Source organism: Neoroseomonas soli (assembly GCF_018129065.1).
GTDB classification, from domain to species: Bacteria; Pseudomonadota; Alphaproteobacteria; order Acetobacterales; family Acetobacteraceae; genus Neoroseomonas; species Neoroseomonas soli.
Genome location: NZ_JAAEDM010000007.1, coordinates 111073 through 123086, shown reverse-complemented (window position 1 = coordinate 123086; position 12014 = coordinate 111073). Strand labels below are relative to the sequence as shown.

The window sequence follows — 12014 nt, the reverse complement described above, 5'->3', positions numbered from 1 at the left end:
CCGGCCTCGTCCAGCGCCCCGAGCGCGCGCAGCGCCTCGATCGCCGCGAGCCGTCCGCGCAGCGCCGCCGCCTCCGCTCCCGCGATGCCGGCGCCGTCGCCGGCCACCGCGATGCCGGGCAGCGAGGTCGTGCCCCAGGCGTCCGTCACCGGCGCGAAGCAGGCATTGCCCTCCTCCCAGGCGATGGCGCAGCCCGCCGCGCGCGCCATGTTCAGGTTCGGCACCACGCCCTGGTGCAGCAGCACGTGATCCGCGGCGAAGGAGGCGCCCTCCGCCCAGGTGACGCGCAGCGCCTCGCCCTCAGCGTCGATGGACAGGGCGTCGATGCCCGTGACAACCCGCACATGCCGTCGCACGCGCGCCATCAGGGACAGGCCCTTCCGCGCATAGGGCGTGACCAGGAAGGCGGGCAGGTGCCGCAGCGCGCCGCGCCAGTTCGTCCGCGGCGTCGTGTCCAGGATCAGCGAAGGCGGCGCCCCTGCCGAGATGCATTGCGCGGCGTAGAGCCACAGAAGCGGCCCGCAGCCCGCGAGCACGACGCGCCCCGCCGGCGCGATGCCCTGCGCCTTCAGCAGTGTCTGCCCGGCACCCACAGTCATCACGCCCGGCAGGGTCCAGCCGCGCACGGGCATGGGCCGCTCCAGCGCGCCGGTCGCAAGGATGACCCGCTTCGCCGGAAAGACGGCCGAGCGGGCGCCGGCGGAAACGCCGATCTCCCGGGCATCGTCCAGATGCCAGACCGTCGCGCCCGGAAGGTAGTCCACCTCCGCGGCCGCGAAGGCCCCGGCCAGCGCAGCGCCTTCCCAATAGGCGGCGCCGAGCACCTTCGGGTCACGCAGCGGGGCGGCGCCGATGGCGCGGTAGATCTGACCGCCAGGTCTCGGGTTCTCGTCCAGCACGAGCACCGTGCGGCCATGGCCGGAGGCCTCGACCGCCGCCGCCATGCCCGCCGGACCGGCGCCGACGATCACCAGATCATAGGTCTCGCGCAGCGCATCGACGTCGGGAAGGCGCCTCATCGCCCGACCTCACGCCTGCCATGCTGGGTTTCCACCGCCATGCCCTCGGTGAGCGGCACGAGGCAGCCCTGGCGATTGCCGATGCCATCGATGACGACGAGGCAGTCGAAGCAAACGCCCATCATGCAATAGGGACCGCGTGGCGCGCCGGAGACGGCGGTCTCCCGGCAGGCCGTGTGCCCGAGGGCGAGCAATGCGGCGGCGACGGAATCGCCATCCATGCCCTCCACCGCCACGCCGTCCAGGGTGAAGGCGATGCGCCGCGCGGGCGGGTCAGGCAGCCTGCGGAACATCGAACCTCCGTGCGCTGAAGGGGGCCATGTCGGCGTCGAGAGCACCGCGCGCGATCATCGGCGCCAGCAATCGCTCATGCGCGGCGGCGAGCGTCACGCCGCTGTGGCAGGTGGCAATGAAGGCGCCCGGTGCGCTCTCCGACCGGTCGTAGATCGGGAAGCCGTCCTGCGACATGACGCGCAGCGCCGCCCAGGTGCGGACCACGTTGAGCGCCGCGATGCGCGGGAACATCCGCATCGCGCGATCAGCCATGACGGACAGCACGCCGAGGCCGATGCGTTCGTCGAGGCCGGCCTCCTCCGCGCTGTCGCCGATCATCACGCCGCCCTCGTCGGTCTGGCGCACCGTGATCACCGGATGGCGCAGGAAGGGCGCGGTCTTCTCCGTCACCAAGATCTGGCCGCGCTGCGGCCGCACCGGTGCCACCAGGCCGACCATGGGCGCGAGGCGTGCATTGGCGATCCCAGCGGCGAGCACGAGCTTCCCCGCCTCGATCGCGCCCTTCGGAGTCTCGATGCGGAAGCCGCCGGCGGAGAGCGGCGCGATGGACGTCACCGGCCTTTCGGGGAAATAGGCGCCGCCGCGCGCCTTGAAGGCGGCATGCAGGGCGCGGAACAGGCGCAGCGAGTTCACATGGCCGTCGAGCGGGCAGTAGAGACCGCCCACCACCTCCGGCCCGAGATCGGGGAACTCGCGCATGAGGGCGGGGCGGTCCAGGACCTCCCAGTCATAGGGGATCCAGCCGGGCTGGTTGTGCATGCGCGTGAGGGCGCCGCGCCGCTTCTCCAGCTCCTCCTCCGACAGGCAGAGGCTGAAGCCGCCGGGGCGCTGATGCGCCACGTCGATGCCCGTCTCCGCCCGGAGATCTGCCGCGAAATCGGCCCAGGCATCGGCGGAGGCGCGGGTCCAACTGCCGTAGCGGGCCATGCCGAGCCCCTTCGACTGCACCCAGATCAGCGCGAAATTCCCGCGGCTCGCCCGGTGCGCGACATCGCCCTCGTCGAGGATGCAGGTCGAGAGCCCGGCGCCGAGCAGGCCGCAGGCCACCGCCGCCCCCACCACGCCGCCGCCGATCACGGCCGCATCGAAGATCGTCGCATTCGCCATGGCCAGGACCATCCGGCACGCAGGCGGGCGCGGCAAATCGCTTCTCGGCCTTCGCCTATCAGGAAACCTTATGCCTCATCGATGCCGGTGCCGATGGCCTCGTCGCAGAACTGTATGAAGGCCTGCAACGTCGCTGGCGGCGGGGAGACGGCCGGGCGTACCAGGCGGATCTCCAGCGACACCGGCTCGGCGAGCGGCCGCGCGATGCCGCCGCGCGCCACATGTGCCTCCGCCGTCAGCAGATCGGCCACGCCAATGCCCGCCCCTTCCAGCACGAGGGCGGAGGCGATGTGGGTCAGGTTGGTCTCGATCCGTGTCCGCCACTCCAAGCCCGCGCGCGCCAGCAGGACCTCGAGTTGCGCCCCGATGCTCGATCCGCGCGGGGAAAGCGTGACGAAGTCCTCCCCCTCCAGATCGCGCAGCCCGAGCCGCCGGCGCCTGGCCAGGCGATGGCCCGCCGGCATGAGCACTGCGCAGCCGATGGCGTAGCGTCGTTCCGCGGCAAGGCCCGGCGGCGACAGCGCACCCTCCACCACGCCGAGGTCGCAGTCCTGCGTTTGCACGAGCCGCGCGACCTCGATGGAGGGCAGCACCCGCAGGGCGACGGCCGTGCGCGGAAATGCGGCGCTGAAGCGCTGCACCACGCGCGGCAGGAAGGAGGCGGCGGCGGCCGGCATGGCTCCTATCCGCAGCGTACCGCGCCGACCCTGGCGGATCTCGGCGGCGACGGAGGCGATGCGCTCGAAGCCCGCGAAGGCGCGCTGAAGCTCATCGAAGAACAGGCGCCCCTCCGGCGTCGGCACCAGCCGTCCCTTCACCCGCTCGAACAGCGCGAAGCCGGCATCGGCCTCGAGTTCCTTGAGCAGCCGGCTGATGGCGGGCTGGGTCCGGCCCAGCACGGCGGCCGCGCCGGTCACGCTGCCGGTCAGCATGGTGTGACGGAAGGCCTGCAAACCGCGTTGGCTGGGAGGACGAGGCATAGGCGAAGAGTATGCTGAGGCGCGCTGGCAAGGTGAAGCGGCCTGAACCGTGATCGCGTCGCGTGAAGATGCCACCGGCGCGCGACTTCCGCCGAGACGCGCGCGCTGTGGGGGCAAGCGGGCTGCTGACGAAATCGATTGGTCTGTCGCATCACGGCGATCCTGCTTGACGCACAGACGCGTGGAGGCAGGAGACGATGGCGAGACGTGTGACGACCGCGCGCGCCGAGCGAATCCGGGGCCGCAAGCCTGGGCCGGAGCAGCGCGACGAGTGCATGCGGATCTGGGATGCCGTCGAACCTGATCGCCGCAAGCTGCTGAACGTCTTTGCGCGCGGCATCGCGCAGGACGCGGGGCCCATGCCGCCGAACACGCCGCTGCTGATGCAGGCATCAGCGCCAGCCGCTCCACTCGCCATCGCTTCACCTCCGCGATGGCCTTCCTCTCAGCCCTCAACGCGCACACGCAAGAAAGGCCGCAGGGCTGCGCTTACGACGGTAGTGAAATGCCCCCCGGACCTGTAGCGGCGGCCGCCACGGCGGGCATCATGCTAACGGGCACGATCTCGGGGGTCGCCGAGGTGCTCAACCGCCTGCAACGATGGAACACCAGTGCGTTACCGCGGAGGCAGTGCGGGCCAAAGCGCCTCATTCCGCTTGCGAAGCGTAGATGCGGATGATTAGAGTGCGCCGGAAACGTCAGGTTGAGCCCGAGCGCCTTCGTCCAACTGATCCGGGATCGTTGGAATCACGACTCGCCTGATGCGCGAACCGGAATTCAGCAGGCGCCAACAGCGAGCCGTTCGGCATCGTGGACGCTTGCTGCCGACCGCGGAGGCACCGCATGAGCCCGAACCAGGCCGATTCTCCCGCCAACGATCCCGATCACAACGATCCGGGGTTCCAGACCGTCCTGAAGGCGTTGGTCGATGTCTATCGACCCATCCTCGAAGAAGACCTGAAGCGCGCCGGCGATCTCGCCGCACTCGGCGCGGAGGCCGAGAAGGCTCCGCCCGATTGCGAAGCCGAGATCGCCGCCGCGCAACGCCTGTTCGGCCAATTTGCCGACGAGAAGGTGACCCTTGCGCTGCTGCCGCCGCAGGCACGCGAACTGCTGGGGCCGGCGGAACGCTGGCGTTGGTGCCAGCAGCACATCCGCTGCTGCATCATCTTCGGATGGCTGCTGTGCCGTCGGCCGCGCAGCTTCCGACTCTCGGCCTACTACCTCTATCGCTACTGGCTGTGCGTGCGCCAGGTGCTGGGCACGCCGGTCACGCCCGGCAAGCTCAGCGACGCGGAACACCGGGACCTTTCCATCCTCGTCGCTGCGTTGGCCAAGGCGTACCGCCCGTATCTCACCGACCAGCTGGCCACGACAGATTTCACTACGGGCCTGCCGGAGGCGATCGATGCGGGCGAGGTCGACTGCAACGAAGGCGAGGAGGAAGCTGCAGAGATCTTCGAACGTCTGCTGACCGAGGAGACGGCGGAAGCCCTGCTCGGTGCTGCCGCGTTCAAGCAGCATCGGCATGAACCGTGGTTCTGGTTCTGCCGGTGCTGGTGCCTGTGCGCGATCCGCTTCGGCTGCTGCCTCGCCCGCGCGCGCAACCTGATCGATGTCTATCGCTGCCTGAAGGCGTATTGGCGTTGCCTGCGGGAGTGTTTTCGCCCGCTCACCTGCCAGCTCACCGGGCCGCAGGGCTGCGTCACCGAACAGGTGAACGCCGCGATCCCCGCGCTGGTGGTGCCGATCACCGGCACGGCGGCCGGGGCCGGCTTCATCCGCTACGTGCTGGAATGGTCGCTGAACGGCATCGTCTGGCACGCGACGAATTTCGTGTATCCGCCGGTTCCGCCAGTGAACACGATGCAGGGCAACACGCCCGTATCCGCCGGCCTGCTGGCGTATTTCGACACCACGCTGCTGAATGCCGGCACCTATTTCGTGCGCATGGCGGTGTTCGGCACCAACCAGGCGCCGGTGCCCTGCCAGATCATCTTCTCGGTGTTCAAGAAGGATGTGCGCATCCTGGGCGTGGGCAGCAACACCACGCTCAGCGCGCCCTGGTCCGACCCGGCTGCGCGCCTGGTCGACAACGTGTCCGCGCTCTGCGCCCGGCCCGCCAGCACCGAGGAGGCGTCCTTCGGCGGCACCTGCCTGCAGGTCCTCGGCTCGGCCTATATCGCCGGCTGCGACGATCAACAGAAGATCAAGCGCTATACGCTGGACTACAAGGCCGGCGACGAACCCGACTGCACCACACCGGGCTGGACCAATTTCTGGTCGGTGGAGTTCAGCACGCCGGCGCAGTACCGCGCGATCAACATGCGCACGGATACCTCGGTGCTGACCGCGGTCTGGACACCCGATTGCCTGGTGCCGGTTCCCTTCCCGCCCTGGTGCCTGCTGGTCGACCCGCAGGGCCTGCTGTCGCCATCGAGCTGGAATTCCGTCACCAATCCGATGACCTGCCAGCTCAGCGGCCTGTTCACCATCCGCCTGGTGGTCGAGGACACCAATGGCGTGAGCTACTGCGACACGCAGCGCGTCTGGCTCGACAACAAGCCGATCACCGCGCTGATCCGCATCGACGCCGTGCCGAAATGCGCCGACCTGTTCATCAGCGAGTTCGCGCCACGCCCCGATTGCAGCGTGCCGTGGGAGCTACCGGTCTCGGGCATCGCCTACGACGAGTACATCTACGAATCCGGCTTCCCGCCGGGTGTGTCGCTGACCACGCGGCCCAACGACAATTTCGACCATTATGTTGTCAGCGTGACCAAGCAGGGCGGACCATCGATCAGCATTCCGATTCCCGGGCCGGGCGGCACCTGCTTCCACGGCCTGAAGCGCGTTGGTGATCCAGGCACGCGTTGCGGGCTCGGCGTGGTCGGTCCCGAGATGATCGGGGTGCTTACCTCCTTCGACCTCCGCGCCATCGACCCGGATTGCAGCCTTTCGCTGCCCTATGCCGTGCCGGCCGGATTCACCACGCCGAGAGGTGAATGCTGCGTCTACACCTTTGGCCTGACGGTCTACGACCGGACCGCGCGTCCGTGTGGGATCAGCCACGCGGATTCGATTTGGCCGGTCAAGATCTGCAACGACCTCAAGAAGCCCTAAGGTCGGGATGGTGGATGACCCATGGTTCCGCTTCGTGCTCGGCGTGTTCGCGACCTGGCGAGTGGCGCATCTGCTGACGCACGAAGACGGGCCGTGGGACCTTGTGGTGCGCCTGCGTGCCGCGGCGGGCAACGGTGCGATCGGCCACATGCTGGATTGCTTTCATTGCCTGAGCCTGTGGATCGGCGCGCCGATCGCGTTCGCCGTTGCCGGCGACCCGATCGGCCAGGCGCTGGCCTGGCTTGCCTTGTCAGGCGCGGCCTGCCTGCTGCAGCGCTTGGCTCCGGCGCCTGTTGCGCTGATCCGGTCGGCACCGGGCGAAGGAGACGATGATGACCTGTTGCGGACAGAGACGCGAGGCGTTGGGGAGCGCTAGCGCCCCAAGGGCTCCGAGACGACCCGATCCGCCGAGCGTGGGGTTCGCATGGGCCGCTCGCCCACAGACTGCCGCGCCCGCGGCTGCCGAGCGCTCGGCGCCATCTCCCGCGGCAAAGGCGGCGCCGATGTTCGGTGCGGTCAGCCTGCGCTATCTCGCGCGCACGGCGATCATCGTGCGTGGACCGGCGACGGGCACCGAATACCGGTTCTCCGGCGTGCAGCCGGTGCAGCGCGTGGCGCGGGCTGATCACGATGCATTGCTGCGCACCGGCCACTTTGTGCAGGAGGCATAGGGCGCCGAGCGGCTGGTGTTGCCCCCGAAAGCCCGGGCAGGTCAGGTTGTCAGGGTGGCACGGATGAACTGCCTGGGGGACCTGCATCGCAGGGCGCGATGGAGGTGGACCTCGTCGTAGTGGGTGGAGCAGGTGGGCCGTGAACGGAGGACGATTTCGGCATTGGCGCAGTCGCCGATGGGGACCTCTGTATCCATCCGGCGAGGGCCGCGGGGTGATGGTTTCGGCCTCATAGGGCCGCTCAGGTTGTCTGCTTCCTGATGCGTGCCTTGGCGGCCTTCCTGCGCTTGGCGATGCGGCCGAGGCTGATCTCGATCTGCAACGCGTCGATGACGTTGGGATCGTAGTCGCCGAGCCACTCCTTGATGTCATCGTGTTCGGGGTGGGTCGGATCGGCGGCGATGTCGAGTTTCTCGTAGAACCCGGGAATGCCGCCACAATCCTCGGGCGGCGCGTTACCCTCGCCGGCGACGTAGCGTGGATAGTCGATGCCGGGCTCGCCCTGACGGATGTTCGTCAGGATCAACCGGTGCTCCCATCCGTCGCCGAAATCGTAGACGTAGGTCATGGTCGTCTTGCGCGGCGCCAGTATCTCACGCAGGCGGACCTTCCTAGCCTCGATGCGCGGCTCGGTGCCCCAATCCTCGTCCATCGGCAGGCCGAACCGCCGCTGGCCGATGGTGAATTCCCAGAGATGGTAGTCGAACCACCCCATTGCCGCCTGGATGACCTCGTGCAGGGCCTTGAGCGTGATGGAGGTGGGCACCTCGACCAGGCGCCAGATCAGCGGATCACTGTCGCAGAGCTCGATCCTGAGGGTGCAGATCTCGTTGACACTGTCCGCCGCGGCCATCGCTCTCCTCCCGCTCATGCAGCCAGTCTGACAGCCGTCTTCTTCCAGTCCCAGGGCGGCAGATCGTCCAGCCGCGAGGCGGGGTGGTCGGCGATCCTGGCCAGCACGTCGGCGAGCCAGGCACACGCATCGACGTCGTTCAGCGTCGCCGTGGCGATGAGGGAATACATCGCCGCGGGACGCTCGCCGCCACGGTCGCTGCCGGCGAACAGCCACGCCTTCCGGCCGAGCGCGATGCCGCACAACTCGCGCTCCGCTGCGTTGTTGGTCAGGCAGATGCGCCCGTCGTCGATGAAGCGGGTGAATGCGTCCCAACGCTTGATCGATGCACGCGGCGCGGCGCCGGGATACGCGGAGAGGCGCCTCGCTCTCACAAAGCTCCAGCAGGCTGCACGGAATGAAAGAGACCCGCTGTCGAAGCGGGCGATGGTCAGCCTGCCGCCGACCAACGCATTGCGCAACGCCCGCCAGCCCGATGAATCTTCCTGGCTAGACGGGTTAAGTGAAATCGGGTCACGATGAACTCAAAGAAGTCAGGAGGAAGGTCCATGACGTGCCCGGGGGTCATGCATCCGTCTGAACGAGGCAAACGCGGCTTCGCAATCGGGCGACGATCGGTCATCGGGGCCGGCATCGCCACAGCCATCGGCGGGACGCGCGGTGTGCTCGCCCAGGGCACAGGCAAGCCGTCGCTCACGGTTGCGATCGGGACCGACGCCACCACCATGGATCCCTGCCGGATCGCAGGCGGCAATGACTACTTCTTCTTCGCGAACGTCTTCGAGGGGCTGTACGGCCCCGACGAGAACGGCAGGTCCACGCCCCTGCTTGCCGAAAGCCACACGGTCAGCCCGGACGGTCTCACCTGGGATTTCACTCTTCGAGCAAATGCTCGCTTTCACAACGGTGAACCGGTGACGGCGGAGGATGTGCGCTTCAGCTGGCAACGCGCGATCGATCCGGCCACCCGCAATCCTCGCGCAAGCGTTCTCGTCGCCAATATCGCCGATGTCGAGGTCCTCGAACTCCGGCGCTGTAGGGTCAAGCTGAAGAGGCGGGACGCAACCTTCCTCGATAACTGTGGAGAGTACTGGTACATAATCTCCAAGAAGCATGTTGAATCCGCGGGCGAGAATCCGTTCGACCGCATGCCCGTGGGCACCGGGCCCTTTGCCTTCGTCGAACGTCGCATCCGCTCTTCCATCAAGCTGCGCGGCTTCGAGCAGCATTGGGGGCGGGTGCCGGCCTTCGGGGACGTGCTGATGAAGATCGTCCCCGATGACCAATCCCGTGTGGCGCAGATCCAGACTGGCGAGTCGGATCTCGTCATCAACATACCGCCCGTGCTTGCCGCGCCCCTGCAGCGCGCGCCGAACGTCCAGATCATCCGGGCGCCGAGCTTTCAGAACATCTACTTGGCCATCAACGCCCTCAACGGGCATCCCGGCCTACGGAAGGCCGAGGTCCGCCGCGCCCTGACCATGGCGATCGACAGGCAGGCGCTGGCCCGCGCGACCATGCTGGGTTTCGCGCAGACGACCGAGTTGCTGTGCCAGACGGGCGTCTTCGGTTGCGACGTAACCGTCACGCCCCACGCCTTCGACGCGAACCGGGCCCGGGAGCTCCTGACCCAGGCGGGGTTCGATTTCAGTCGGCCCCTGCGAATTCTCGGCCAGGGCACCGGCCGCGTTCCCCAGGCGCGGGAAACAGTGCAGGGCGCTGCCGCCTTCCTCAACAGGATCGGCATTCGCACTGAGATCAACATGCTGGATTATGGAGCCTGGCTCTCCATCTATGGCGGCCGCGAGAAGGATCCCAACGTGGATCTGATCTTCGCCAATTTCACGGACTACAATGCAGACCCGTCGGGACGCCTGCTTCGCCAGATCCGCAGCGGCAGCGCGTACTCCTGGTATTCCAACCCCGAGGTCGATGCGATGCTCGACCGGATGAACGACTTCGCCTCGGCGGATGAACGCCGGCCCTTCGTGCGGCAGATCTTCAAGCGCCTTCACGAGGAAGCGCCGCTCATCCCCCTCTGGACCGTCGATTCCATCTATGGCCTCGGGCGGCGACTCCAGTGGAAGCCGACGCCCAACGTGTCCTGGCCCGTCCTGTTCAATGTGAGAACCGCATAGAAAAAGCGCCACCGGCAACACGGTCATGGGGCGCTTTATTCTCACTCGTCTTTGGCAGACGCTGATTACGCTTCTGCTGCTGACCGTCCTGATCTTCATCCTCGCCAGGTTGACGGGGGATCCAACGCCGCTGGTGATGCCGTCGGAGGCGACCGATGCGGACCGAAACTTCTTCCGCCAGCAATACGGGCTCGACCGGCCAATCCACGAGCAATATGTCATTTTCCTGAGAAACGCGCTGCGAGGAGATTTCGGCATCTCCTTCCGCTACAGGGAGCCGGCGTTCGGCCTCGTCATCGCGGCTATAGGACCGACTCTGCAGCTCGCCGGCGTCTCCATGCTTGTCGCGATGATGCTCGGGCTTCCTCTCGGCATCGTCGCCGCCTTGCGACCAGGGTCATGGATCGCGGCAGCGGTACGAGCTTATGCGAGCCTTGGTCAGGCCATTCCGACCTTCTGGTCGGGCCTCATGCTTATCCTGTTCCTTTCGATCACCTTGCCCATATTTCCATCATCGGGATATGGCGGGCCGGAGAACTTCGTCCTCCCGGCCGTTACGCTCGGTTTCTATGCCTCGGCGTCGATCGCCATGCTGACCTGGGCCAACATGACGGAGGCACTGCGAAGCGATTTCGTGCAGATGGAGCGCGTCCTCGGCATACCCCCGCGCTTGATCGTCCTGAAGCACGCCTTGCGCAACGCCTCGCTGCCGATCGTAACCTATCTCGGCCTCCAGTTCGGTCTTCTGCTCGGGGGCGCCGTGGTGACGGAGCGAGTCTTCGCATGGCCGGGCGTGGGCCAGATGCTCGTCGATGCCATCCTCAATCGCGACTATCCGGTCGTGCAAGCGGCTGTGATGATGACCGCCGTTCTGTTCATGATGATCAACCTGATGGTCGATCTCCTCTACGCAGTGCTTGATCCGCGGGTGAGCAGGTCATGAGCGCGACGTCCGAAGGCAGCGGATTGGGGCCCTTTCGCCGCAGATTCACCTGGGGCCGGGGCGGGAGACCGCCAATCGTCGCAACCACGATCTGCGTGATCCTGGTCATCGCCGCGCTCGCCGGGCGCAATTTCATCACGCTCGCGCCGGATGAGGTCGATTTCACGGCCATCCTCACCCCACCGGTATGGATCGAGGGCGGGAGTTGGGAGCACCTGCTGGGAACGGACCAACTCGGGCGCGACATGCTCAGCCGCCTGGTGGCCGGCGCGCGGATCTCGCTCCTCACTGCCTGCGCGGCGGTGATCGCCGGCGGCACGATCGGCATCGCGCTCGGACTGACGGCTGGGTATCTCGGCGGGCTCGCAGAGGCCGTGATCATGCGGGTCGTCGATGCGTTTCTCGCGCTGCCGTTCATTCTCATGGCGCTGGCCTTCGTCGCCGCATTGGGCACGGGGGTCGGCAACATCATCATCGTGATGGTCCTCACGAACTGGGCACGCTATGCACGCCTCGTGCGCAGCGAGGTCGTCTTGATCAAGCAGCGGGACTTCGTCCTGCTCGCGCGCGTGGCGGGACTGAACCGGCGAGCGATCGCGCTCCGCCACATCCTGCCGAACGTACTCACCTCCATCCTGGTACTGGCGATCCTTGATGTAGGACGCGCGATCATCCTGGAATCGTCGCTGTCGTTCCTTGGTCTGGGAATCCAGCCGCCTGATGTCTCCTGGGGTCTCACCCTGGCCGAGGGGCGAACGTACATGACCGTCGCCTGGTGGCTGACGCTCTGGCCCGGCGTAGCGATCGTGCTCGCCGTGATGAGCTTCAACGCCGTCGGGGAATGGCTGAAGGCAAGGTTCGATCCCAGGGGGCAGCTGTAGGTGCA

The 12014-nt window shown here is 67.2% G+C and carries 11 protein-coding genes and 1 pseudogene; 6 read left to right on the top strand and 6 right to left on the bottom strand.

Translation table 11 applies throughout. The annotated features are described in order from the left end of the window. The 4 genes from GXW76_RS04870 to GXW76_RS04855 all read right to left on the bottom strand — a co-directional run. A partial coding sequence (locus GXW76_RS04870) for an NAD(P)/FAD-dependent oxidoreductase (RefSeq protein WP_211860855.1) occupies positions 1-1019 on the bottom strand: 1019 nt, incomplete at its 3' end. Next, complete coding sequence (locus tag GXW76_RS04865; RefSeq protein ID WP_211860854.1) at positions 1016-1312, bottom strand: (2Fe-2S)-binding protein; 297 nt, start codon at positions 1310-1312, stop codon at positions 1016-1018. The genes GXW76_RS04865 and GXW76_RS04870, both read right to left, overlap by 4 nt. Then, positions 1293-2420: an NAD(P)/FAD-dependent oxidoreductase gene (locus tag GXW76_RS04860; protein WP_211860853.1), complete on the bottom strand. Its 1128-nt coding sequence runs from the start codon at positions 2418-2420 to the stop codon at positions 1293-1295. The genes GXW76_RS04865 and GXW76_RS04860 overlap by 20 nt, the downstream gene beginning before the upstream one ends. Before the next feature lie 68 nt (positions 2421-2488). After that, complete coding sequence (locus GXW76_RS04855) at positions 2489-3400, bottom strand: LysR substrate-binding domain-containing protein (RefSeq protein WP_272876019.1); 912 nt, start codon at positions 3398-3400, stop codon at positions 2489-2491. A gap of 843 nt (positions 3401-4243) precedes the next feature. On the opposite strand from GXW76_RS04855, the gene GXW76_RS04850 reads away from it, so the two are divergent. The 3 genes from GXW76_RS04850 (at position 4244) to GXW76_RS04840 (ending at position 7194) form a co-directional block, all read left to right on the top strand. Further along, positions 4244-6523 carry a hypothetical protein gene (locus GXW76_RS04850; RefSeq protein ID WP_211860851.1) on the top strand — a complete coding sequence of 760 codons (2280 nt, stop codon included), beginning with the start codon at positions 4244-4246 and terminating at the stop codon, positions 6521-6523. Between the two features lie 7 nt (positions 6524-6530). After that, positions 6531-6899: a DUF1360 domain-containing protein gene (locus GXW76_RS04845; RefSeq protein ID WP_211860850.1), complete on the top strand. Its 369-nt coding sequence runs from the start codon at positions 6531-6533 to the stop codon at positions 6897-6899. Between the two features lie 127 nt (positions 6900-7026). Further along, a complete protein-coding gene (locus GXW76_RS04840) occupies positions 7027-7194 on the top strand; it encodes a hypothetical protein (protein WP_211860849.1) in 168 nt (55 codons plus the stop codon). A 241-nt stretch (positions 7195-7435) separates the two neighbouring features. Here the strand turns inward: GXW76_RS04840 and GXW76_RS04835 are convergent, their stop codons facing one another. Both GXW76_RS04835 and GXW76_RS04830 read right to left on the bottom strand, forming a co-directional pair. Then, entirely contained in the window at positions 7436-8047 is a 612-nt protein-coding gene (locus GXW76_RS04835; RefSeq protein ID WP_211860848.1) for a plasmid pRiA4b ORF-3 family protein, read from the bottom strand. Between the two features lie 14 nt (positions 8048-8061). After that, positions 8062-8412: pseudogene (locus GXW76_RS04830) on the bottom strand (IS66 family transposase); the annotation flags it as partial. Between the two features lie 183 nt (positions 8413-8595). Between GXW76_RS04830 and GXW76_RS04825 the strand changes: the two are divergent. The 3 genes from GXW76_RS04825 to GXW76_RS04815 are packed head-to-tail and all read left to right on the top strand — an operon-like array spanning position 8596 to position 12009. Further along, a complete protein-coding gene (locus GXW76_RS04825; RefSeq protein WP_211860847.1) occupies positions 8596-10185 on the top strand; it encodes an ABC transporter substrate-binding protein in 1590 nt (529 codons plus the stop codon). 25 nt (positions 10186-10210) lie between these two features. Continuing rightward, the gene (locus tag GXW76_RS04820; protein WP_211860846.1) at positions 10211-11128 is read left to right on the top strand and encodes an ABC transporter permease; all 918 of its coding nucleotides are present in this window, start codon (positions 10211-10213) and stop codon (positions 11126-11128) included. Then, positions 11125-12009 carry an ABC transporter permease gene (locus GXW76_RS04815; RefSeq protein WP_211860845.1) on the top strand — a complete coding sequence of 295 codons (885 nt, stop codon included), beginning with the start codon at positions 11125-11127 and terminating at the stop codon, positions 12007-12009. Before GXW76_RS04820 ends, GXW76_RS04815 begins: the two co-directional genes overlap by 4 nt. Positions 12010-12014: the final 5 nt, after the last annotated feature.